This is a genomic window from Modicisalibacter luteus DSM 23508 (assembly GCF_000378505.1).
Classification (GTDB): domain Bacteria; phylum Pseudomonadota; class Gammaproteobacteria; order Pseudomonadales; family Halomonadaceae; genus Modicisalibacter; species Modicisalibacter luteus.
Genome location: NZ_KB899997.1, coordinates 157,013 through 180,144, shown reverse-complemented (window position 1 = coordinate 180,144; position 23,132 = coordinate 157,013). Strand labels below are relative to the sequence as shown.

Here is a 23,132-nt window from a genome sequence, read left to right as displayed (position 1 = left end):
AAGTCATGACACCGTTACTCCGTACGCTGGCATTGCTCGCCAGCCTCTCACTGAGCACCCATACCATCGCCCAAGGTACCGCTGACAAGGAAAGCGTCCCGGGCTCGCCTTCCGCGAGCGAAAACAGCGTGGAGACCGGTGACAGCGAGGAAGTTCAGGCACCTACCTATCCAGCCACCCCGCAACCCAGCGATGCACCAGCACCGGGGGATTGGGCCGCCTGGGGGCGGGGGAGCAGCGCGTCGCGCCATTCGCCACTGGACCAGATCACCCGCGACAACGTCGACCAATTGGAGGTCGCCTGGACCTATCGCACCGGGGATTTGCCCGAAGGCAGTGATCAAGAAAGCAAGTATTCTCCGGAAAATACGCCGCTGAAGATCGGCGACAGCCTGTACCTCTGCTCAGCCATGAATATCATGATCTCGCTCGATGCCCGCACCGGCGAAGAGCAGTGGCGTTACGACCCGCAGGTAGCCAAAGAAGCGATTCCCTATGGCGCTACCTGTCGCGGCGTGGCCTATTACGAGGTGCCGGGCGCCCCGGGTGATCAGCTTTGCGCCACACGTGTCATCGAAGGCACGCTGGATGCACGGCTGATCGCCGTCGATGCCGAGACTGGCGAGTTGTGCCCCGATTTCGGTGACAGCGGCATGGTCGATCTGTGGCAGGGTATCGGTGAGAAGGTGCCCGGCTGGTACTCAGTGACTGCACCACCAGTCATCGTTCAGGACGTGCTAGTTACCGGTGCCCAGGTCAAGGACGGCCAGGCGGAAGATGCGCCTTCTGGCGTTATCCGCGGCTTCGATGCTGTCACCGGCGAGCTGGTCTGGGCCTGGGACATGGGCAAACCCGAGCTGAACGGGCTACCCCCCGAAGGCGAAACCTACACTCGAGGCACGCCCAACATGTGGACGACTGCCGCATCCGACGAAGAGTTGGGCTACGTTTACCTGCCGATGGGCAACTCCGCGGTCGACTATTGGGGTGGAAACCGCAGTGAGGAGGAAAACGAATTTTCCACGTCGCTGGTCGCCCTCGACGTCAATACCGGCGAGCCGGTATGGCATTTCCAGACCGTGCACTACGATGTCTGGGATTACGATCTTGGCTCGCAACCCACGCTGGTCGACTTTCCGCTGGACAACGGCAGTACGGTACCGGCACTCATCCTGCCCACCAAGCAAGGCGATATTTACGTGCTCAACCGCGAAACGGGGGAGTCGCTGTTTCCTGTAGAAGAGGTCGAGGCGCCCGGTGGCGGCGTCGAACCCGAGAATCTGTCACCTACACAGCCAAGCTCCGGTTACCACTCACTGGCCTTTCCGGATTTAACAGAGAAGGATATGTGGGGCATGACGCCCATCGATCAGTTGTGGTGTCGCATCCAGTTTCGCCGTGCCTCGTACAAAGGCAAATATACACCTCCGACTGCGGATCGGCGCTTCATCCAGTATCCCGGTTACAACGGCGGCAATGACTGGGGCAGCGCAGCAGTGGATGCCGAACGCGGCATTCTCATCGCCAACTACAACGACATTCCCAACCACAACCGCCTGTTGCCCCGGGAAGAAGCCGAAGAGCGCAACTTACGGCCGATCTACGCCGGCGGAGAGAATGAGGAAGAGCAGCCCCCTGCCGAAGGTGCCGGCGACCCGCAGATCGGCGCGCCCTACGCAATCGATGTCAACGCCGGCTGGCGGGCACCGATCACTGGCATGCCCTGTACTGCACCGCCCTACGGCGGTATTCGCGCTATCGATCTCGCCTCGGGCGAAACGCTGTGGGACGAACCACTGGGCACGGCACGCAAGAATGGTCCCTTCGGGATCCCGTCGCATCTGCCGTTCAAGATCGGTACGCCCAACAATGGCGGCCCGGTACTCACCGCTGGCGGTTTGATCTTCATCGCTGCGGCAACCGATGACCTGATTCGCGCCATTAATATCGGAACCGGTGAAGTGCTCTGGAAAGATGTTCTGCCGGCCGGTGGGCAGGCCAACCCGATCACCTACGAAGTGGATGGCCGTCAATATGTGCTCATCAGTGCCGGCGGTCATCACTTCATGGAAACGCCAATCGGTGATTACGTTATCGCCTACGCATTGCCGGAAGGCGAAGGCTAGCTCAGGCAACAGTAGCAGTGTTGCGGACACCACCCGGCAACGCCAGGGTGGTGTCGTTTGTCGTTACGTTGGTTTAACGGCTTAGTCCCGATCGATGGCAAACGGCGACCAGGCCTGACGAGTGGGCATTACCTCCAGCCGGTTGATGTTGATATGCGCCGGCAGGCTCGCGGTGTAATAGATCAGCTCGGCGATGTCCTCCGGCTCCAGCGGGGTGGTACCGCTATAAAGCTTGTCGGAGGCTGCCTGATCACCCCCAGTGCGCACCAGGGTGAACTCGGTCTCGGCCATGCCGGGAGCGATATCAGTGACGCGCACACCGGTGCCCAGCAAATCGCACCGCAGGTTATAAGTGAACTGCTGCACAAAGGCCTTGGTCGCTCCATAGACGTGCCCGCCCGGATACGGCCACTGACCTGCGACGGAGCCCAGGTTGACGATACTCGCGCCCTTGCCGACTTTGATCAGCGACGGTAGCACCGCATGGGTGACATTGACCAAGCCGGTAATGTTGGTATCGATCATGGTATGCCAATCGGCGAGATCGACATCCTGAGACGGCTTGGGCGCCAGGGCGAGACCGGCGTTGTTGATCAGGCTCTTGATCGGGCGAAACTCATCGGGTAGTTCGGCAATGGCTTGCTTTACCGCCTCGGCATCGCGCACGTCCAGAGCTACGGTATGCACGGGTACCTGCGACAGCTCTTCCTTCAGTTCCTGCAGGCGCGCTTCACGGCGACCGGCAAGGATCAGCGACCAGCCCGCCTTGGCGAAACGCCGCGCCGCAGCACGTCCGAAGCCCGACGTAGCTCCCGTGATCAATACAACATCGCTCATGTCTCTTCTCCCTTGCTTGTTCATTGTTGACCTCGCCATGGTATTGCTTGACAGGTATCAAGCCGACAGGCCGAGCGCCAATAGCATGGCGAACCCTGAACCGCTGAAACCGCGACTATGCCGGCAATCAGAAAGTACCGCGATATAGCCAGGTTTATATCGGTGGCGCCCGCCTCGATATCGACGGGGTTTCGTGTTCAGGACAATACTCTCGTCACTCACTCTCCGCGAGGGAAGCGTTGGGCCTCTTCGAGTATGTTGAGATCCATGTGGTTGCGCATGTAGCGCTCCGAAGCCACTTTCAACGGCTGGTGATCCCACGGGTAGTAAGCACCGTTGCGCAGCGCTTCGTAAACGATCAGCCTGCGCGCCTGGCTCTCGCGCACATCGGCATCGAAACGCTCCATGTCCCAGCGCTCGCGACACTGATGCTGAAACTCGGCGAGCAACTCGGCATGTCTCGGGTCCTCGGCCAGATTGTTCAGCTCATCAGGGTCTTCTTCAAGATCGAACAACTGGGGCGGATCGAGCTCACAGTGATTGAACTTGTAGCGCCCTTGGCGGATGGTCACCAACGGCGCATAACTGCCCTCGGCGGCGTATTCCAGATATACCGGCGTCTCGCGGCTGGCCCCGTGCATGAGCGGCAACAACGACTCACCGTCGGTCCATGGCTCGATCGCGCTGAGATCAATGCCGACCAAATCAGCCAGGGTGGCATTGATGTCCAGCGAGGACACCGGATCGTCGACTCGCCGCGGATCGATGCCTGGCGCGCTGACCATCAGCGGTACCCTTGATGAACCTTCGTATGGGCTCATCTTGAACCACAGCCCGCGCTCGCCGAGCATATCGCCATGATCGGAGACGAACAGGATGATGGTATCGTCGAGCATGCGGGTGCGCTCGAGCACGTCGAGGATGCCACCCACTTTGTCGTCGATGTAGGAAAGGTTGGCGAAATAGCCCTGGCGCGCGCGTCGGATGTTTTCGGGCTTGATGTCGAACTTGGTATAGTCGTTGGCGTCGAAGAGGCGCTGAGAGTGCGGGTCCTGCTTATCGTAGGGGATCTCGCCCACCTTCGTCTCGAGATGTTCGCAGTCGTTGTAAAGATCCCAGAACTTGCGCCGCGCCACGTAGGGATCGTGCGGATGAGTGAAACTCACGCACAGCGCCCAAGGGCGATCGTCTTGGCCGCGAGCAAGGTCATAGAGCTTCTGCTCGGCGTGGAAGGCGACCTCGTCGTCATATTCCATCTGGTTGGTGATCTCGGCCACGCCAGCACCGGTCACCGAGCCCAGATTGTGATACCACCAGTCGATACGCACACCGGGTTGACGGTAGTCCGGCGTCCAGCCGAAGTCAGGCGGATAGACGTCAGTGGTCAGACGCGACTCGAAGCCGTGCAACTGGTCCGGGCCGACGTAGTGCATCTTGCCCGAGAGACAGGTCTGGTAGCCGGCGCGGCGCAGGTGATGCGCCCAGGTCGGAATGCTTGAAGCGAACTCGGCGGCGTTGTCGTAGACGCCAGTACGCGAGGGTAATTGCCCCGACATGAACGCGGCACGCCCGGGCGCGCACAGATAGCTCGGCGTATAGGCATTGCGAAAGCACACCGAGCGCTGGGCCAATGCCTTGAGGTGCGGCATGTGCAGAAAGTCTGCCGGACCGTCGTCGAACAGCGTGCCGTTTACCTGGTCGGCCATCAGCACCAGGATATTGGGTTTCTTCATCGCCGCCTCCGTATCGTTGTCATGGTTGACTGCGGAAGCCTCAGCTTGCTCCCGAGTCAAAGGCCGGCACAAACGATCTATTTGCGCTCAAAGGCCCAGCTAGGCTGGGCCTGGATAACGAAGTGGCACATCCTCCATTGTCACTTTTGCCCGAACAGGTGCCTGCGCGCCTCCTCGTTCATTTCAACACCACCCTGCGGGTTGATCTCTTCGGCCCGGCCATAGGCACGCTTGACCGCGTCGCGCTCACCGATGGCCTCGAACCAGCGCTGGACATTGGGAAAATCCTCGATGTCCTGGCCTTGGTTGGCGTAGGGCTTGATCCACGGCCAAATCGCCATATCAGCGATAGAGTAATCGCTGCCGGCCACATAATCGTTATCTTCGAGCTGGCGGTCGAGCACGCCATAGAGACGTGCCGTCTCCTTGATGTATCGCTCGACAGCATACTCAATCTTCTTGGGCGCATAGTTGCGGAAGTGATGGTTCTGGCCGGCCATTGGCCCCAGCCCGCCCATCTGCCAATAAAGCCATTGCAGCACCACGTAGCGCTCGCGGCCACTTCGCGGGAGGAACTTGCCGCTCTTGTCTGCAAGATATTCGAGTATGGCCCCTGATTCGAACAGCGACAGCGGTTGGCCGCCATCGGCCGGCTTACGATCGACAATGGCGGGAATCCGGTTATTGGGTGCGATAGCTAGGAAGTCGGCCGTGAACTGTTCACCACGGCCGATATTGACCGGATATAAGCGGTAATCCAGCCCCGCCTCCTCCAGGAAGATCGTGATCTTGTGACCGTTGGGGGTCGTCCAGTAATAGAGATCGATCATGGCAGGATTCCTTGTGCCGTTGACAACCAGTCATTAGCCACTTAACAGCGAATTCGAGGCCCGTCGGCATTTTCACCCCGACGGCCTCGTACGAATCAGGAACCGTAAGCCCCCTCGATATCGACGATACGCGTCGCACTACGCCCCAATCCCCCATGCAAGCCGAGCATGCGTTCCATCCAGGCATAAACCGGGTCGGCGTTCGATACCAGATCGGCCGTTGAGACGGTACGTGCCCACATGAAGTGGCCAATAACCAGGTAGTCGGCCCCTGCCGGTGCGTCGCCATCCAGAAAGTCGGCCTCGGAAAGTCGGCCACGCAAGGGCTCGAGCGCCTTGTCGAGCAGGGTCAGTCCGGTGCTCGGCGCATGGATCTCTTCCAATGTTCGCCCCATGGCCTTCTCACGGGTTTCGCGAAAGTAGTCGCGATCCTTGGGATGTATGGCATTGAACAAGTCCATGACAATGGTGCGCATCATGCCTGGCGCCAGGCTACGCTCGGCATAGAATTTGAAGAAACGCGCTCGGCTTTCGGCTTCACCCTCGCCGAGCAGGGGCTTATCGGGATAAGCCCGATCGAGGTAACGGAAGATCTCGTAACTGTCGGTGATGGTCTGATCGCCATCGATGAAAACCGGCACCTTGCCTTGCTTCGAAAAGGCGATGACTTCCTTGTCGGTGAAATGCCACGGCAAGGCCTCGTAATCCAGACCCTTGTGCGCCAGCGCGAACTTGACGCGCCAGCAGTAGGGTGAGAAACGCAGGCGATCGTCGATACCGCACAGATCGTAGAGTTGCCGAGTCATGGAGTCTCCTTAGAAGCGGGATACGGAAGTCCTATGACGCTAGCACTGTGCGATGCGCGACGCCACTGCCTATGGCAGCCTCACCTTTCGCTTATCTATTAGTCTAATCGTTTTACCCTTTCGTCTCTCCTCGCCTCGCAAATGAACGAATTACAAAAACTATAATACAGATATATCAATAAGTTACATAATCAATTAGCCCTTCGTATTATTGGTATTACCAATTTCCCAAGGATAGCCAAACCCGGATCTCCCTATTATCGTGCCCACACCTGCTACTCCCGTGCAGATGAAGTAAACGGTCGTTTCTCCATGCCAGCCCTGCTGGACACGTACAAGAGGAATTGTGCCTCATGAACCCAACGTTGTTAGCGTTACTCGCTTTCCTGCCGCTCGTTTTGGCAGGGGTGCTATTGATCGGCTTTCGTATCGCGGCACGTACCGCGATGCCTATTGTGTATCTGGTCACGGCCCTGATCGGCCTGTTTGCCTGGGACATGACGTTCACCCGCGTCCTTGCTTCCACCTTTCAAGGCCTGATCCTGACTGTGGCGATCCTATGGATCATCTTCGGCGCAATCCTGCTGCTTAACACGCTCAAGCACTCAGGGGGAATCGCCGCGATTCGTAACGGTTTCTCCGGCATCAGCCCGGACCGGCGCGTCCAGGCCATCATCGTCGCCTGGCTATTCGGCTGCTTCATCGAGGGTGCCTCGGGCTTTGGAACGCCAGCGGCCGTCGCCGCGCCGCTGATGGTGGCACTGGGTTTCCCGGCGCTGGCCGCCGTTGTGGTCGGCATGATGATCCAGTCCACGCCAGTCTCGTTCGGCGCCGTGGGCACACCGATCGTGGTCGGAGTCAGCGGTGGGCTCGGCAAGGCGGATATCACTGAACGCTTGGCCGCGGGTGGTGCCGACTGGGCGGACTACTTCCAGCTAGTCACATCCGAAGTCGCTATCCTGCACGGCATCGTGGGACTGTTCATGCCATTGATCATGGTCACCATCATGGTGCGTTTCTTCGGGGCCAACCGCTCGTGGCGCGAAGGCCTGGAGATCGCCCCGTTTGCCTTGTTCGCCGGGATCTGTTTCGTGGTGCCCTACATGCTGGCCGGCGTTCTACTCGGGCCGGAGTTCCCGTCGATGATCGGCGCCATGATCGGCCTGGCCATCGTCGTGCCGGCGGCGCGCCGTGGCTTCCTGCTGCCCAAGACGACCTGGGACTTCCCCGAGTCGACCTCCTGGCCGGATGAGTGGATCGGCAAGCTCGACATCAAGCTCGACCAAGTGGCCGGGCGTGCACCGATGTCGGTTTTCATGGGCTGGCTGCCATATGTGCTCCTGGCCGTGTTCCTGGTCATCTCCCGCACCGTCACCCCGGTCAAGGAAGCCCTGACCTCACTGAGCCTGGGCTGGAGCAACATCCTCGGCGAAGCTGGGGTTTCCGGCAGTATCGAACCGCTCTACCTGCCCGGTGGCATCCTGCTCTTGGTCGTGCTGATCACCATCTTCATGCACCGCATGCGCGGTGGCCAAGTTCAGGCAGCGTTTTCCGAGTCAACCCGGACCATCTTTGGCGCTGGCTTCGTGCTGCTGTTTACCATCCCCATGGTGCGTATCCTGATCAACTCCGGTGTCAACCAGGCCGACCTGGTCTCCATGCCGGTGGCCATGGCGCAGTTCGTGGCCGATGGCGTGGGTGACGTCTACCCCTTCTTTGCCCCGTGGGTGGGTGCACTGGGGGCCTTCATTGCCGGCTCCAACACAGTGTCCAACCTGATGCTTGCCGACTTCCAGTTCAACGTGGCTGAAGTGCTCGGTGTCTCAACCACACTGATGGTTGCCCTGCAGGCCGTCGGGGCCGCTGCAGGCAACATGATTGCCATTCACAACGTAGTCGCGGCCTCGGCCACGGTCGGCTTGCTCGGTCGAGAAGGAACGACGCTGCGCAAGACCATCCTGCCGACGCTTTACTACGTGACCTTCACGGGCATCCTGGGTCTGATCGGCTTCTATGTCCTTGGCCTTGGCGACCAATTGCTGGGTAACTAGGACAAGAACACCTGCGTCACATGAAGATACGCTCCGGTTTCCCCGGAGCGTATTTTTTCTCCCCTTATGTTCAGCTCACCTACGGTGCATGGCCCTGCAGTTTTATACTCGCTGCGGCGTAGTGCTGGCCACGTCACGAAAATATCGCTGAATATCGGCCAGCACACGACGAATGTCCGCTTCGGATACGTCACGATGGGTGACGAATCGCGTATGTGGCAGCGGCTCCATCAGGATTTCCCGCTCGTGTAGATACTGGGCTAGCGCTTGACGATGCGCTTCAGGAAAACACGCAAAGACCATGTTGGTATGGCATTCGACATCCTCGACGCCCGGCAAGTCCAAAAGGCCATCGGCCAGTAGCCGAGCATGATGGTGGTCGTCGGCCAGTCCGGCGACGTGATGCTCCAGAGCGTAATGGCACCCCGCTGCCAGCAGCCCTGCCTGACGCATGCCCCCGCCAAGCGTCTTGCGCCAACGACGAGCCCGGGCGATGAAAGAAGCGCTGCCGACCAGCACCGAGCCCACTGGGGCACCTAGCCCCTTGGAAAAGCACAGCGAGACCGAATCGAAACCTCGGCACAACACCTCCAGTGACTGACCGGTGGCGACTGCTGCATTGAACAGCCGCGCGCCATCAAGATGGGTCAGCAGACCATGTTCCTTCGCCAGCGCTGTCACCTGCTCAATGTAGTCCTGTGGCAACACCTTACCCTGAAATGTGTTTTCCAGTGCGACCAGGCGTGTGCGAGCGAAATGGATATCGTCACGCTTAATGGCGTCAGCCACTTTCTCCAGCGGCAACGTCCCGTCCGAGGCATTGTCGATCGGTTGTGGCTGCAGACTGGCCAGCACCGCTGCGCCGCCGCCTTCGTATTTGTAGATATGCGACTGCTGCCCTGCGATGAACTCATCGCCGCGCTCGCAGTGCGCCATCAATGCGGTCAAGTTGCTTTGTGTGCCCGATGGGAAGAGCAGGCCGGCGGCAAACCCGGCACGCTCGGCGACAGCCTTTCGAAGGCCGCCGCACTGGGGTCATCCCCCCAGACATCGTCTCCCACCTCGGCAGAGGCAATCGCTTCACGCATTGCCTGGCTCGGGCGGGTCACGGTATCGCTTCTCAGGTCGATCATCGTTCGTTCATCTCATCATGCCCATTCGAACGCAAGAGGAGGCACGCGCTCTGCGGCCCCTCTTGCGCTGCTGCTTTTTATTTGCGACTCAGGCCAGTGCGAGGTCAAGCACGCGCGCGACGTGTAGAGCGTCACGCTGGGCACCGTCACGGATTTGATGCCGACAACTGGTCCCATCGGCTACTACCAGATCCTGTTCTTCAGCCTGGCGTACCGCAGGGAGTAGCGACAGCTCGGCCATCTGCATCGATGCATCAAAGTGCTCACGCTCGTAACCGAAGCTGCCGGCCATGCCACAGCACGACGACTCGATCGTCTTGACCTCCAGGTCGGGAATCCAACCCAATACGGCCTCCACAGGACGCAGCGCGTCGAATGCCTTCTGGTGACAATGGCCATGCAGCCAGGCGCGAGATGCCTCGAGCGGCTTGAGGTCGAGTGCCAAGCGGCCGGCGGCCTTCTCGCGCACCAGGAACTCCTCGAACAGCATCGCCGCCTCCGCTAGCTGCCTGGCTTCCTCGCCGTAGCCGTACTGCAGGAACTCATCACGAAGGGTCAACAGGCATGAAGGCTCGAGGCCCACGACTGCCGCCCCGCGCTGTACGTAAGGCATCAGATGATCCAATGTACGTCGCGCCTCGGCCTTGGCCTTGTCGACTTGGCCCGAGGCCAGGTAGGTCCGTCCGCAGCACAGCGGCCGCTGGTTAGGCGGATTGTTGAGATGGACGCGATAGCCGGCGGCCGTGAGCACACGATGGGCGGCGGCCGCATTGTCGGCTTCCATATAATTGTTGAAGGTGTCAACAAACAGCACCACCTCCCCCACCGCGTCCGTATCGGCCCGGGGACGCTCGGCCCCGCGCAGATAATCGCCAGTGAACTCCGGTAGCGTGCGTGCCTCGGCCAACCCTAATGATTGCTTGACCCAACGTGACAGGACCGGCAGACGCTCCAACCTGCCCAATAACGGTGCCATCCGGCTGGCATAGGGCGCGTAACGCGGCATATCGGCGATCATGCGGTCGCGCCACGATAATGGATGAGTCTCGGCACGCGCCGCTCGCGCCTCGATCTTGAACTTGGCCATGTCGACCCCGGTCGGACAGTCGCGTTTGCAGCCCTTGCAGGACACACACAGGTCTAGTGCCTCCTTAACCTCGTCGCTGGCGAGCCCTTCGTGCCCTACCTGGCCAGATAGCGCTAGACGCAGGGTATTGGCACGACCACGGGTGAGGTGCTGCTCGTTGCGTGTGACACGGTAACTTGGACACATGGTGCCGGCGTCGAACTTGCGGCAATGGCCATTGTTGTTACACATCTCCACGGCCATGGCTAAGCCATGCGTAGGATCGCCGGCGCTGCCCGGCTCACTCTGCTCACCGGTCAGCGGGTCGCGCTTGACGTTCCAAGGCGCCCAGTCGAGCACAGGTGTAACTGGTATCGTCTGGTAATGCTTGGGAAACCGGAAGTAGCGCTCATCGTCCATACGCGGGGTGTCGACGATCTTGTTGGGGTTGAGCAGATTGGTTGGGTCGAAAAGCTGCTTTATTTCCTTGAAGGCGGCGTTGAGCTCCGACCCGAATTGCCAGGCCACCCACTCGCCCCGACAGATACCATCGCCGTGCTCACCCGAGTATGCGCCCTTGTATTCGCGTACCAATGCCGATGCCTCCTCGGCGATTTCACGCATCTTCTGCGCGCCGTCGCGACGCATGTCGAGGATGGGCCGCACATGCAACGTACCTACGCTGGCATGTGCGTACCAAGTGCCTTCAGTTCCGTGTTTATGGAATACCTGGGTCAGCTTGTCGGTGTACTCGGCCAGGTTCTCCAGCGGCACCGCACAATCTTCGATGAAGGAGACCGGCTTGCCGTCGCCCTTCATGCTCATCATGATGTTGAGGCCGGCCTTGCGCACATTCCAAAGCGCTTTCTGCTCGTCAGCTTCGGGCATGTCGACCACGCAGTCAGGAAGACCCAGATCGGCCATCAGTTCATTCAACTGGTGCAGTCTCTCGAGTAGTGACAGGCGCTCCTGGCCCGAAAACTCCACCAGCAGTATCGCTTCAGGTTTGCCGATCAGGGATTTCTCGATCACCGGCCGGAACGAGGGATTCTCCAGCGACAGCTCAATCATTGTGCGATCGACCAGCTCGACTGCGGACGGCTGTAGTTTGACGATGTGCTGCGTCAGATCCATCGCTTGGTAAAAGGTGGGGAAGTTCACCACCCCGAGTACCTTGTGCTCGGGCAGCGGTTCTAGCTTGAGAGTGAGCCGCTGGGTTAGTCCCAGGGTGCCTTCGGAGCCCACCAGCAGATGCGCCAGGTTGGCCCGGCCCAACACATCGTAGGGGCGCGGGTTCTGGCAGTTGAACAGGTCAAGGTTGTAACCAGCGACCCGGCGCAGCACCTTGGGAAAGTGCTCACGGATATTGGCATCCTCACGCTCGGCGATGTGCCGGACACGCTCGATGATATGGCTTAGCCTCCCCGAATCGGCCATCTCGTCGATGGGCCCAAACATCGCCTGGGTACCGTCGGCCAGCAGGGCTTCGATGCCTAGCACGTTGTGGACCATGTTGCCGTACTTGATCGAGCGCGAGCCGCACGAATTGTTACCGGCCATGCCACCCAAGGTACACTGGGCGCTGGTCGAGACATCGACCGGAAACCACAGCCCATGGGGTTTCAGCCAGGCGTTGAGATGGTCGAGCACGATGCCGGGCTCGACCACCACGGTACGCCCCTCTGCGTCGAACTCGACGACGCTGTTCAGCCAGCGGCTGGTGTCGAGCACCAGAGCCTCGCCCACGGTTTGACCGCATTGGCTGGTTCCAGCCCCTCTGGGCAGCACCGGCATACTCGCATCTCGAGCGATATCCAGGGCCACTTGCAGATCCTGCTGATGTCTCGGCACAACCACGCCAAGAGGCATGATCTGGTAGATCGACGCATCAGTGGAATAGCGCCCTCGCGAGGCCTGGTCGAATAGCACTTCGCCGGCTATTTCCCGCTGTAGGCGGGCTGCGACCTCAGATACCGGCTTGATACGGGCATTGTAAGGCTGAGCATTCTTTGCGGATAACGACGTCATCGTGTCTTCCCCATGCGGCTTGCGACGATTACGCCGTTAACGGTCGGCATCGAGCGGATGGCGGGCAAAATAGTCCAGCGCAGCCAGGACGCCACTGTCCTTGAGCGGGACACCGGCGAGCTTCATGCCGGCTTCGCAGCCACCCAAGGTGGCGATCAGCGTCAGATCGTTGCAGTCGCCCAGATGGCCGATGCGGAACATCCGCCCCTTGGCCTTGCCCAGCCCCATCCCCAAGGATAAATCGAAGCGCTCATAGATCAGCTTGCGAATCGCATCGGCATCGACGTCGTCCGGCATGACGACGCCGGTCAGGACCGGGGAATAAACGGCGGGGTCCTGACATTGAATCTCCAGCCCCCAGGCCTTGACCGCGGCGCGAACGCCAGCGGCCCAGCGCTGATGACGCGCCAGCACATGCTCAAGCCCTTCTTCCAGTAGCATATCGAGGGCTTCATTCAGGCCATACAGCAGATTGGTGTTCGGCGTATAGGGCCAGTAGCCGTTCTTGTTAGCCTCGAGAATTTCATCCCAGGCCCAGAAGCTCTTGGGCAATTGCGCCGACTTGCTGGCATTGATGGCCTTGTCGGACAACGCGTTGAAACTGATCCCCGGCGGTAGCATCAGGCCCTTCTGCGAGCCTGAAATCGTCACATCGACGCCCCACTCATCGTGCCGGTAATCGGCACTGGCCAAGCCGGAAATCGTATCCACCATCAACAGCGCCGGGTGACCGGCAGCGTCGATGGCGCGGCGTACTGCAGCGATATCGCTAGTTACCCCGGTAGAAGTTTCGTTGTGGACAACACATACCGCCTTGATCTCGTGGTTGGGATCTTGCATGAGACGCGCTTCGATCATGTCGGCTTGCACGCCATGCCGCCAGCCTTGATCGCCGGGCAGGCTCAGAAACTCGGGTTCAATCCCCAACCGCCGGGCCATCTTCTGCCACAGGGTGGCAAAGTGCCCCGTCTCGAACATCAGCACCTGGTCGCCTGGTGACAAAGTATTGATAAGCGCAGCTTCCCAGGCCCCCGTGCCGGATGCCGGATAGATAATCACCGGGTTCACAGTCTTGAATATCTGCTTGATCTTGGTCAGCAGTTCCAGTCCCAGCGCACCGAATTCGGGCCCCCGATGATCAATCGTCGGCAGACTCATTGCTCTGAGAATGCGATCCGGCACCGGGGAAGGGCCTGGAATCTGCAGAAAATGGCGGCCGGATGGATGGAAGTCGAGCGTCAGCATGAGCATTCTCCGATTTGCTATTATTTTTGGATAATGAATTCAATATGCGAAAGAAAAAAATCTATTTGATACAGCCCTCAGCCCTCAGTGCCTTGAGCTCCTCCCCCTTGATGCCCAGGGTGGCTAGCACTTCATCGGTATGCTGGGCGAACAGCGGTGCCGGCTGACGGATTTGCGACGGAGTTCGCGAGAATTTGCTAGGAAAGCCTATTGTCTTCATCTTGCCGATCTTCGGATGTTCGACTTCCTGCACCATGCCTCTGGCCAAGTAATGCTCGTCCTGCATTGCCTGGGCAAAGTCATTGATCGGACCCGCCGGCACCCCAGCTTTGTCGCAGCGTTCGAGCCAGTCGTCGACGTTACGATCGGCCATGATCGTCTCGAGCAGTGCCTCGAGCTCCTCGACACGCTGGCCGCGATCATGATTGGTCAAGAAGCGCTCATCGGTCAGAAGATCTTCCCTCTCCAGCACGTCACGAGTGAATCTTTCCCAGGTCCGCTGATTGGCACAGCCAAGCATCAGGTAGCCGTCGCGGGCCTTGACCGCTTGGTAAGGGGCCGAAACACGGTGCCTCCAGCCAGTGGGCTCGGGCACCTTGCCTTCGGCAAAGTAGGCTGCCGCTTCCCAGGTGTACCAGGGCAGGCCACATTCAGTGATGGCTATATCGATATGCTGGCCTTCCCCGCTTTGCATCTTGTGAATATATGCAGCCAAAATCGAATAGACGGCTGTAATACCTGCACCGATATCGTAGACGGCAATGCCGGTCTTTAGCGGGCGACGCCCTGGCTCGCCGGTCATCGACATCAGGCCGGTCATGCCCTGAGCCACCAGATCGAAGCCACCTTTATGCCGGTAGGGGCCGGTTTGGCCGTAGCCGGAAATCGAACAATAGATAATGCCTGGGTTAATGGCTTTTATCGTGTCGTAATCGATTTCGAGCGACTGAGTCACCCCTGGACGATAATTCTCGACGATGACATCAGCATCCTCGGCCAGACGATAGAAGATCGCCCGTGCACGCGTGTTCTTGAGATTCAAGGAAATGCTTTTCTTGTTGCGGTTGATTTGCGAGAAGCAAGTCGATTCATCATTGATGTAGGGGCCCATCTGGCGGCTATCGTCGCCCCCGTTGGACTTTTCGACCTTTATGACCTCGGCACCCAGGTCACCCAGAACCATGGTGCAATACGGGCCTGCCATGATTTGCGACACGTCAAGTACTTTCAAACCATTCAAAGCGAACATCGATCCTCTCCTTGGCGGCAGCCAGAACCGGGTTACTTTCCAGTCCAGGCAAAAGGTGTCTTATTGATGAACTTGTTAACCGCAGCTTTGAAGTCATCGCTCATATAACAAGTGGTAACCCAATCGTCACTTGCCTCGGCGGCCGCTCGCCGCTGTGCCTGCACGCGTCCCACTAGCGCCTTGCTGGCCTGCAGCGTGAGCGGCGCACGCTTGGCGAACTCACCGGCAATCGATGCCACTTCATCAGCGATAGCTTCAGGCGCGAAGACGCCATTGACCAACCCTGCCTGCTGCGCCTCGTCGGCGTTGAACAGCTTAGCCATCATCAGCACTTCCTTGGTGCGAGCGATGCCGACCATATCGATCAGACGCGAAACGTTGGTGATTGATAAGGAATTGCCCAGCGTTCTAGCTATAGGTACGCCGAATTTCAGTGATGGAGTGCTGTAGCGAAAGTCGCAGACCATGGCCAACGCCGCCCCACCGCCAACACAGTAGCCTTCGATCATGGCAATGGTGGGCTTGGGCAAAGCCTCCAGCTTACCCACCACTCGGTCGATGCGGCGCTCGTAACCAATCGCATCTTCCGGCGCGGTAAATGTGGCGAACTGTGTGATGTCTGTACCCGCCACGAAAGCCTCACCGCCGACACCATGCAGCACGACCGCATGCACACTGTCCTCGTCCGCGAGCTGATCGCAGGCCGTCTCCAGCGCATCGTACATCTCCCAGGTCATGGCATTGCGGCTATCAGGACGGTTGAAACCGATCCAGGCCACCCCGTCGCGCATTTCGAAAAGAAGGTTGTCACTATTCATTGAGATTCTCCATTGATCTTGCCCTGGCGGACGCTACCGTGTCGGGCTTCGGCAGTATCATTAGCCTCTTCAGCCATAAACGAAATTGACCAGGGATAGGGCGAAGGCCGGGATATAGGTATTGATCATCAGGATCAGGAACAGCACCCCAATAAACCAAAGGTTGGTGCGGGTGGTGGCCCAGATATCCGACTTCGCTATCGAACATGAGGCAATTAATACACTTGCCACCGGAGGTGTCTGCTGGCCAATAGCCAGGTTCAGCGTTACGATCAGACCGAAGTGCAGCGGATCGATGCCCACTGCCGTCACCAAGGGCAGCACGATCGGCACGACCAGGATAATCGCTGCCGCCGAATGCAGAAAAATCCCCAGGATCAGGAAGATAATGTTGAGCAGTGCCAGGATGATGTACTTGTTATCTGTCAGATCGCTGATGGAATTAGCCATCTGCTGAGGAATCTGGGTCTCGGTCAGATAGAGCCCCACCACAGCGGAACTCGCCACCAGCAGCATCACAACCGCTGTCTGAATGCCGGCGTCAACGCAAGACTTGTAGAATATCTTCAGGCTGAACTCGCGATAGATCACTGCACTTATGAAGATGGCCACCACCACAGCAAGGGCCGCCCCTTCGGTGGCAGTGACGATACCGCCAAAAATCCCGCCGAGAATGATGACCGGGATCAGCAGCGCCCAGATCGCCCCCTTAAAGGCCTCCCAAAGCCGCTTGGCCTGGAACTTTCCCTCAGAAGGAAACCCATGCTTGCGGGCCAGGTAGTAGCACATGCCAGCCAGCCCCATGGCACCCAGCAAACCAGGGAAGATACCGGCGATGAACATCTTGACCACCGACTCGCCGGACATGACTGCATAGAGAATCATGGGAATCGACGGCGGCAGGATGATTGCCAAACTGGCGGCTGAGGAGGAAATCGCAGCCGAGAACTCCTTGGAGTACCCTTTCTTGCGCATTGCCGGTATCAGGATACTGCCGATGGCAGACACACCGGCCACTGCCGAGCCTGAAATCTCGGCGAAGAAGATCGACGCACCTATTGTCACCATGGACAGGCCGCCCTTGATGAACCCGACCATGGCCATGGCCAGGTCTATGAGACGCCGCGAGATGCTAGAAGCGTTCATGATCGCCCCGGCCAGGATGAATAGCGGGATCGCAATCAAGGGAAACTTGGTCGCGCCATCAAACATCACCATGCCGATGTTAGGCAGTGCAAAGATTCCGAAGCTCGCCACGGTGGCCAAGGCCCCCACGAGCCCCAACGCCACGGCAACCGGCACATTGATGAGAATCAGAGATATCAGCCCCATGAACATCGATAATATGATCATTATTACTCTCCGCTGGTTCGCTGATGTCCGTCAGGCTCGATTGGGAGCCCGGCTATCGGTTGGCTCATCCGTGCGAATGCCCTTGCCCGCACCAGCATCGTCGGGATTGATACCTGCCTCTTCCAATTCATGGTCAATGAAACCGGCCCCGCGGGCGCTCTCTATCACCTCAGGCAAGCGAAGCAACTGAGCAATGATGAACAGCGCCGAACCAATGGGAATGACAGATTGCGTGAGCTGCAGCGAGACACTGGTCAGGCTCACCAGAGTCGAGCCCTCCAGGATAACCACCACCTGATAACCCGTGTAACCGAGCAGCACGAAGAAGGCGATAGTGATGGCCTCCGCCAGCAGTGCCACTGGAAGACGAATACGCGGCGATGCCATATTGATGATGCTAGGGCAGGTAATGTGGGCGCCTTTGGCCGCGGCCAGGGCAGCCCCATAATAAGTTAGCCAGGCGAGTCCTACCGAGGCCACCTCGTCATACCAGCTAAAGGGTGAGCCGAGCAGGCGTGACATGAAACCGACAATCACTACCCCCGACAACGCCACGACATTCAGGAACACGATGAATTCCAGCAGCTTTTGATAAGCCGCCTTGAACTGTTTTAAGGACACGTTAGCCATCTCCGGGAAGAAGGAGGAAGGGGACACACCCCGCCGCGACGTCGTCGCTGTGCGTGGCATGCCCGTTATCACCGGCTCGAGAAAATCAGCGAAGCGCGTCGACCTTTGTGATCATCTCCTGGCCACCGTCCACTTCATCGCCGAACTTCTCATAGATAGCAGTAGAACCATCAACGAAGGCTTGGGTATCAACCTTGTTGATCTGCATCCCCTCTTCCTCGAACTTGGCAAGCAGACTATCGTCAAGCTTCGCGCCTTGCTCCAAGGCATATCCCTCGACCTCCTCAGCCGTCTCGACCAGCACCTGGCGGACGTCTTCGGGCAGGCGATTCCAGCTGGCGCCGGCCAGCACGTAGGCTGGGGTATAGACGTGGTTGGAGAGAGACAGGTAATCCTGAACCTCCTGGAAGCGCTGAGAATAGATCTGTACCAAGGGATTTTCCTGGCCATCCATGGCTCCGGTCTGGAGGGCAACGAAGGCCTCCGACAGGGCCATCGGAGCAGGATTAGCGCCGTAGCTCTTAAACATCTCTACACGCCACACTCCGTTGGGGGTTCTTAGCTTGATACCCTCGAGATCTGAAGGCACGTTGATCGGTCGGGTGTTGTTGGTAATTTGGCGGAAGCCGTTCTCCCAGATGCCGATAATCTTGTAGTTCTTGGCCTCAGCCGCGGAATAGAGTTCCTCACGCAGGAAGTCGTCACGAACACGGCGCATGTGATCCCGATCCTCGATGAGATAAGGCATCTCGAAGAGCGAGAATTCGGGAGATACGCTGCTCATGATTGAAGACGGCAGAGCGAGGTCCATAGTGCCCAACTTCAGCTTGTTGAGCATCTGGGAGTCACTGCCTAACTGACTCGAGCCGTAAACGACCACTTCAGCTTTTCCCTCGAGCTTTTCATTGGCGATCTTGGCGAACTCGTTGGCTGAAATCTCGAATAGGGAACCGGGGCCGCCCACGTGTCCAAACTTGATCTCACGCTCCTGGGCGCTGGCTGCCTGCACGCCGAAGGCAAGCGCGGTGGCGAGTAGAGCTGTCTTTATGGCTTTCATGTCGATCTCCGAAGTTTCGTTGTTTTTGTAGGTCCTGGACCGCCATCAGTACGGACCTTGTCAGCCATGGCAGTGGCCTACCGAAGCCCGTCTGTGGAGCTTCTTCCTGGCCGGCTCGGTCGCTCCTTGTTGTGCTGGTGTAATGGCGCGCCGAAACTCGACCGCATTTTGAATATGGATACATAATTCAAAATTCGAAATTATACTTTAGTCCTTCGCAAGTGACTCGTGTGGGCAAAAATATTTCTTTAAAATCAATTAATTATATGCAGAGAAATACGGCACTGGGTACGCCTGACAGCTCAGACTCTCAGTGCCGATCGTGTACAGCGAAGTGAAAAGAGACGATCAGCCGCTCAGATCACGCCTGGAAGTGGCTGCACGAGTAACGGGATCAATCCGGTGCCAGGCCAGCCCGGAACCCTGCCTCATGGATACCTGCCAAGGCCGCTTGCTCATCTTCGTCCGAAGATGCGCCACTAATCCCTACCGCTCCGATCACGCAACTCTTTTCGTTAAGGATCACGAGCCCACCGGGCACAGGAACGAACTGGCCATCCGAGGCTGCAGCCACTGAAGCTAGGAAAGCAGGACGTTGCTCATTGCGTTCGCCCACAATACGGCTGGCCACGCCATTACCGAGGGCGGCATAGGCTTTCCCTCTGGCCACGGGAAAGCGCAGCGGCGCGCAACCGTCCTCACGTTCGGCGGCGATGACATTGCCCCCCATATCGAGCACGACAGCAGTCAACGGCTCCATCCCGGCATTACGAGCTTTACTGAATGCCGTGTCGATGATCTGGCGAGCCTGAAGGCGGGAAATCTGGAAGTGAGAACGAAATACCTTGCCGGCCATGAGCGGCTCCTTGGGTATGAATTGTTGTTGTCTTGATTTTGAATTCATAATACCGTTTCAGGAATCAAGTCAAGGCGACGCAGCGAAACGCTGTGCGTATCGTCACCTGAATTTCTCCGATGCGAGAATCTATAAATGGAAAAGATCCAGCACAGGAACCTTTATCGTGAGGTCGCCGACCGCGTCCGAGAGCTGATCGAACAGGGGGTTTTAACACCGGGAGAGCGCATCTCGGAAAAGAAGCTCTGCGAACAGTTCGGGGTATCGCGTACCCCGCTACGCGAGGCGCTCAAGGTAATGGCCTCGGAAGGCCTCGTAGAGCTACTCCCCAATCGAGGCGCACGGGTCACTCGCCTGACGGTGAAGAAAGTGCGCAATACCTACGATGTAATGGCCGCTTTGGAAGGGCTGTCAGGCGAACTGGCCTGTCGGAATATCAGCGACGAAAAGGTTGCAACTATTCAACGGCTTCACGAGACGATGCTCGACCACTACCGCAAGCGCGACTTACAGCCCTATTTCCGAGTCAACCAACAAATCCACGAGCACATTATCGCAGCGGCCGATAATGATGTGCTCGAAGAGATGTACAACAACCTCAGCCAACGCGTGAAGCGCGTACGCTACTCGAAAAAGATGACAGAGGATTACTGGAAACGTGCCGTCGAGGATCACGAGGCCATGATCGAAGCGCTGCAGAAACGCGACGGCCCAATGCTGGGACGAATTCTTCGCGAACACTTGTGCAACAAGCTCGAAGTCGCCTCTCTGGAAGGCATGATCGAAGAGGAAGAAGACGAACTTCCTTCTCGAGCCGTTTCTTCCTGAGTTTACGCCGTCACCCCCACCCTTCCAGACGCATGGACGAGCGCACCAGGCGCTCGTTTTCTGCTTCGATCTCGCGCAGCCCCCGCTCGATGCTATCCAGATGCTGCAGCGCCACCTGTCGGGCACGCTCGGCATCCTGACTCACTACCGCCTCGAATAGTTGGGCATGCTGCTCGTTGATCCATGTACGCGGCCCAGGCCGGTGATACAGGTTCTTGAGTGAGGCAAAGACCGAGCTGAGCAATAGATCGGTCAGCCCTTGCAAGGTGTGCACAAGTACTGGGTTGTGCGACGCCTCGCAGATCGCCAGGTGAAAGGCGTGGTCCAGCCGGGCCAGCCGCTCGGCATCGATCGGATCGGCCGCTTCGACATAAGCAACCAACTCCTCATAGCGTCGCGTGACCAGCACCCGATCCGCCGGCGTCCCGCGCAGCGCCGCGAGCCGTGCCGACTCGCCCTCCAGCAATGCACGAACCTCGAGCAGGTCATAGAGAGTCCGCGGATGGTCCCTGAACAGGTGCATCAGAGGGCTGTCGTCGCGCTCGGGCAACAGCCTGGCAACGGTCGAGCCCCGCCCTTGGTGGGTCTCGATGATGCCCTTGCTGCGCAGAGCCCTGAGTCCCTCGCGCAGCGAGGCTCGCGAGACGCCCAGCTTGTCGCAAAGGCGTCGCTCGGAAGGCAGTAACTGCCCCGGCTTTAGCACGCCATCGAGGATCAGTTGCTCCAGCCGGGCCACCACGGTATCCGCCGTTCGTGCCATGGGCCGGCTGTCGGGGGCATCGCGCATCGCATTCCTCTGGTCAGACCAGTTGTTTATCGTCAACAGGCCAACATGGGCTTGGCCTTGGCAGACCATTGAAACCCTGGAAAGCGTTTTCAGGAATTAGACTAATGGCTGGTCTGACCAGTGTACCAATGTATAGACACGACCTGCTGGAAGCAGCAAATTGGGTGGCTACCGTGACGTTGATCGGGGATGACCATGAACATTCTCTACGACGAACGCCTCGATGGCGCGTTGTCGAAACAGGACAAGACGAGCGTGTTCGAGCAGCTGCAGAAAGCGCTGCCGGACATGACGCTGCTGCACCGCGAGGAAGACCTTCGCCCCTTCGAATGCGATGGCCTGGCGGCCTATCGCATCCTGCCCATGCTGGTGGCCATGCCGAACACCCTGGAACAGGTCGAGACATTACTGCGCACCTGTTACGAGCTGGGAGTCCCCGTGGTCACCCGCGGTGCCGGCACCGGCCTGTCGGGCGGTGCCCTGCCGTTGGAACAGGGCGTGCTGCTGGTCATGTCGCGCTTCGCCAAGATTCTCGAAGTCGATCCTGACGCGCGTATCGCTCGTGTTCAGCCCGGCGTGCGCAACCTGGCGATTTCCGAGGCCGCCGCGCCCTACGGGCTCTACTACGCGCCAGACCCCTCTTCTCAGATCGCCTGTTCCATCGGCGGTAACGTGGCCGAAAATGCCGGCGGGGTACATTGCCTGAAATACGGCCTGACGGTACACAACGTCATGCGTGTCGAGGTAGTCACCATCGAGGGCGAACGAATGACGCTGGGCTCGGAGGCCTTCGACGCCCCCGGCTTCGACCTGATGGCACTGTTCACCGGTTCCGAAGGCATGCTCGGTGTGGTGACCGAGATCACCGTCAAGCTGCTGCCCAAGCCGGAGAGCGCCAAGGTGCTGATGGCCAGCTTCGACGATGTCGAGAAGGCCGGCAAGGCGGTCGGCGATATCATCGCCGCGGGTATCATCCCGGGCGGCCTGGAAATGATGGACAACCTGGCGATCCGCGCCGCCGAGGACTTTATTCACGCCAACTACCCGGTGGAGGCAGAAGCCATACTGCTCTGCGAGCTGGACGGCGTGGAAGCCGACGTCGACGACGACTGCCAGACCGTGCGTCGGGTGCTCGAAGCAGCGGGCGCTACCGACATCGCCCAGGCTCGCGATGATGCCGAGCGCGCCAAGTTCTGGGCCGGCCGCAAGAACGCCTTCCCGGCAGTGGGCCGCATGTCGCCTGACTATTACTGCATGGACGGCACCATTCCGCGTCGCGAGCTGCCGCGTGTCCTCAAGGGCATCGCCGACCTGTCCGAGCAGTACGGGCTGCGTGTTGCCAACGTATTTCATGCCGGCGACGGCAACATGCACCCATTGATCCTGTTCGATGCCAACCGCGAAGGCGAGCTGGAACTGGCCGAGACGGTGGGTGGCAAGATTCTCGAACTATGCGTCGAGGCCGGCGGCAGCATCACCGGCGAGCACGGCGTAGGCCGCGAAAAAATCAACCAGATGTGCGCCCAGTTCCAGCCCGACGAGCTGACCACGTTCCATGCCGTGAAGGCGGCCTTCGACACCCGACGTTTGCTCAATCCAGGCAAGAACATTCCGACGCTACAGCGCTGCGCCGAATTTGGCGCGATGCATGTGCATAACAATGAGTTGCCGCATCCGGAACTGCCGCGCTTTTGAGGTC

The 23,132-nt window shown here is 58.9% G+C and carries 17 protein-coding genes and 1 pseudogene; 4 read left to right on the top strand and 14 right to left on the bottom strand.

Annotation, left to right across the window (positions count from 1 at the left end):
• The first annotated feature begins 5 nt into the window (after positions 1 to 5).
• On the top strand, positions 6 to 2,126 hold the full coding sequence (locus tag F568_RS0114490) for a membrane-bound PQQ-dependent dehydrogenase, glucose/quinate/shikimate family (RefSeq protein ID WP_019019468.1): 2,121 nt from the start codon (positions 6 to 8) through the stop codon (positions 2,124 to 2,126).
• 81 nt (positions 2,127 to 2,207) lie between these two features.
• On the opposite strand, the gene F568_RS0114485 is transcribed toward F568_RS0114490, so the two are convergent.
• From F568_RS0114485 to F568_RS0114470, 4 genes are all read right to left on the bottom strand, one after another.
• A complete protein-coding gene (locus F568_RS0114485; RefSeq protein ID WP_019019467.1) occupies positions 2,208 to 2,963 on the bottom strand; it encodes an SDR family NAD(P)-dependent oxidoreductase in 756 nt (251 codons plus the stop codon).
• A gap of 218 nt (positions 2,964 to 3,181) precedes the next feature.
• Positions 3,182 to 4,696, bottom strand: a complete 1,515-nt coding sequence (gene betC, locus F568_RS0114480) for a choline-sulfatase (protein ID WP_019019466.1) — start codon at positions 4,694 to 4,696, stop codon at positions 3,182 to 3,184.
• 140 nt (positions 4,697 to 4,836) lie between these two features.
• Positions 4,837 to 5,526, bottom strand: coding sequence for a glutathione binding-like protein (locus F568_RS0114475; protein ID WP_019019465.1), 690 nt, complete (start codon positions 5,524 to 5,526; stop codon positions 4,837 to 4,839).
• Between the two features lie 95 nt (positions 5,527 to 5,621).
• A complete protein-coding gene (locus F568_RS0114470; protein WP_019019464.1) occupies positions 5,622 to 6,332 on the bottom strand; it encodes a glutathione S-transferase N-terminal domain-containing protein in 711 nt (236 codons plus the stop codon).
• Between the two features lie 353 nt (positions 6,333 to 6,685).
• Between F568_RS0114470 and F568_RS0114465 the strand changes: the two genes are divergently transcribed.
• Positions 6,686 to 8,383, top strand: coding sequence for an L-lactate permease (locus F568_RS0114465; RefSeq protein WP_019019463.1), 1,698 nt, complete (start codon positions 6,686 to 6,688; stop codon positions 8,381 to 8,383).
• A gap of 102 nt (positions 8,384 to 8,485) precedes the next feature.
• Here the strand turns inward: F568_RS0114465 and ltaE are convergent.
• The 9 genes and pseudogenes from ltaE to F568_RS0114420 all read right to left on the bottom strand — a co-directional run bounded on the left by ltaE (position 8,486) and on the right by F568_RS0114420 (position 19,818).
• Positions 8,486 to 9,516 (bottom strand): annotated as a pseudogene (gene ltaE / locus F568_RS22960) (low-specificity L-threonine aldolase).
• An 88-nt stretch (positions 9,517 to 9,604) separates the two neighbouring features.
• Positions 9,605 to 12,610 (bottom strand): FAD-binding and (Fe-S)-binding domain-containing protein, encoded by a 3,006-nt coding sequence (locus tag F568_RS0114455; RefSeq protein WP_019019461.1) that lies wholly within the window; start codon positions 12,608 to 12,610, stop codon positions 9,605 to 9,607.
• 36 nt (positions 12,611 to 12,646) lie between these two features.
• Positions 12,647 to 13,855 carry a pyridoxal-phosphate-dependent aminotransferase family protein gene (locus F568_RS0114450; RefSeq protein WP_019019460.1) on the bottom strand — a complete coding sequence of 403 codons (1,209 nt, stop codon included), beginning with the start codon at positions 13,853 to 13,855 and terminating at the stop codon, positions 12,647 to 12,649.
• 61 nt (positions 13,856 to 13,916) lie between these two features.
• Complete coding sequence (locus F568_RS0114445) at positions 13,917 to 15,104, bottom strand: CaiB/BaiF CoA transferase family protein (RefSeq protein ID WP_019019459.1); 1,188 nt, start codon at positions 15,102 to 15,104, stop codon at positions 13,917 to 13,919.
• Positions 15,105 to 15,136: 32 nt separating this feature from the next.
• Positions 15,137 to 15,922, bottom strand: coding sequence for an enoyl-CoA hydratase/isomerase family protein (locus F568_RS0114440; protein WP_019019458.1), 786 nt, complete (start codon positions 15,920 to 15,922; stop codon positions 15,137 to 15,139).
• A 69-nt stretch (positions 15,923 to 15,991) separates the two neighbouring features.
• Positions 15,992 to 17,275: a TRAP transporter large permease gene (locus F568_RS0114435; protein WP_019019457.1), complete on the bottom strand. Its 1,284-nt coding sequence runs from the start codon at positions 17,273 to 17,275 to the stop codon at positions 15,992 to 15,994.
• Positions 17,276 to 17,305: 30 nt separating this feature from the next.
• A complete protein-coding gene (locus tag F568_RS0114430) occupies positions 17,306 to 17,905 on the bottom strand; it encodes a TRAP transporter small permease (RefSeq protein WP_019019456.1) in 600 nt (199 codons plus the stop codon).
• Positions 17,906 to 17,990: 85 nt separating this feature from the next.
• A complete protein-coding gene (locus F568_RS0114425) occupies positions 17,991 to 18,962 on the bottom strand; it encodes a TRAP transporter substrate-binding protein (protein ID WP_019019455.1) in 972 nt (323 codons plus the stop codon).
• Positions 18,963 to 19,356: 394 nt separating this feature from the next.
• On the bottom strand, positions 19,357 to 19,818 hold the full coding sequence (locus F568_RS0114420; protein ID WP_019019454.1) for a GlcG/HbpS family heme-binding protein: 462 nt from the start codon (positions 19,816 to 19,818) through the stop codon (positions 19,357 to 19,359).
• A gap of 135 nt (positions 19,819 to 19,953) precedes the next feature.
• On the opposite strand from F568_RS0114420, the gene F568_RS0114415 reads away from it, so the two are divergent.
• Positions 19,954 to 20,646: a GntR family transcriptional regulator gene (locus F568_RS0114415; RefSeq protein ID WP_019019453.1), complete on the top strand. Its 693-nt coding sequence runs from the start codon at positions 19,954 to 19,956 to the stop codon at positions 20,644 to 20,646.
• Between the two features lie 10 nt (positions 20,647 to 20,656).
• On the opposite strand, the gene glcC is transcribed toward F568_RS0114415, so the two are convergent.
• Positions 20,657 to 21,433 (bottom strand): transcriptional regulator GlcC, encoded by a 777-nt coding sequence (gene glcC / locus F568_RS0114410; RefSeq protein ID WP_019019452.1) that lies wholly within the window; start codon positions 21,431 to 21,433, stop codon positions 20,657 to 20,659.
• Between the two features lie 195 nt (positions 21,434 to 21,628).
• Here glcC and glcD point away from each other — a divergent pair, with 195 nt between their 5' ends.
• A complete protein-coding gene (gene glcD, locus F568_RS0114405) occupies positions 21,629 to 23,128 on the top strand; it encodes a glycolate oxidase subunit GlcD (protein WP_026300559.1) in 1,500 nt (499 codons plus the stop codon).
• Positions 23,129 to 23,132 lie beyond the last annotated feature (4 nt).

Bases quoted from the DNA above. Each gene is read 5' to 3' on its own strand.
- F568_RS0114450 (WP_019019460.1), bottom strand. From the start codon at position 13,855: ATGCTGACGCTCGACTTCCATCCATCCGGCCGCCATTTTCTGCAGATT.
- F568_RS0114435 (WP_019019457.1), bottom strand. From the start codon at position 17,275: ATGATCATATTATCGATGTTCATGGGGCTGATATCTCTGATTCTCATC.
- F568_RS0114470 (WP_019019464.1), bottom strand. From the start codon at position 6,332: ATGACTCGGCAACTCTACGATCTGTGCGGTATCGACGATCGCCTGCGT.
- F568_RS0114425 (WP_019019455.1), bottom strand. From the start codon at position 18,962: ATGAAAGCCATAAAGACAGCTCTACTCGCCACCGCGCTTGCCTTCGGC.
- F568_RS0114415 (WP_019019453.1), top strand. From the start codon at position 19,954: ATGGAAAAGATCCAGCACAGGAACCTTTATCGTGAGGTCGCCGACCGC.
- F568_RS0114490 (WP_019019468.1), top strand. From the start codon at position 6: ATGACACCGTTACTCCGTACGCTGGCATTGCTCGCCAGCCTCTCACTG.
- glcD (WP_026300559.1), top strand. From the start codon at position 21,629: ATGAACATTCTCTACGACGAACGCCTCGATGGCGCGTTGTCGAAACAG.
- F568_RS0114485 (WP_019019467.1), bottom strand. From the start codon at position 2,963: ATGAGCGATGTTGTATTGATCACGGGAGCTACGTCGGGCTTCGGACGT.
- glcC (WP_019019452.1), bottom strand. From the start codon at position 21,433: ATGCGCGATGCCCCCGACAGCCGGCCCATGGCACGAACGGCGGATACC.
- F568_RS0114430 (WP_019019456.1), bottom strand. From the start codon at position 17,905: ATGGCTAACGTGTCCTTAAAACAGTTCAAGGCGGCTTATCAAAAGCTG.
- F568_RS0114440 (WP_019019458.1), bottom strand. From the start codon at position 15,922: ATGAATAGTGACAACCTTCTTTTCGAAATGCGCGACGGGGTGGCCTGG.
- F568_RS0114465 (WP_019019463.1), top strand. From the start codon at position 6,686: ATGAACCCAACGTTGTTAGCGTTACTCGCTTTCCTGCCGCTCGTTTTG.
- F568_RS0114455 (WP_019019461.1), bottom strand. From the start codon at position 12,610: ATGACGTCGTTATCCGCAAAGAATGCTCAGCCTTACAATGCCCGTATC.
- betC (WP_019019466.1), bottom strand. From the start codon at position 4,696: ATGAAGAAACCCAATATCCTGGTGCTGATGGCCGACCAGGTAAACGGC.
- F568_RS0114475 (WP_019019465.1), bottom strand. From the start codon at position 5,526: ATGATCGATCTCTATTACTGGACGACCCCCAACGGTCACAAGATCACG.
- F568_RS0114445 (WP_019019459.1), bottom strand. From the start codon at position 15,104: ATGTTCGCTTTGAATGGTTTGAAAGTACTTGACGTGTCGCAAATCATG.
- F568_RS0114420 (WP_019019454.1), bottom strand. From the start codon at position 19,818: ATGGCCGGCAAGGTATTTCGTTCTCACTTCCAGATTTCCCGCCTTCAG.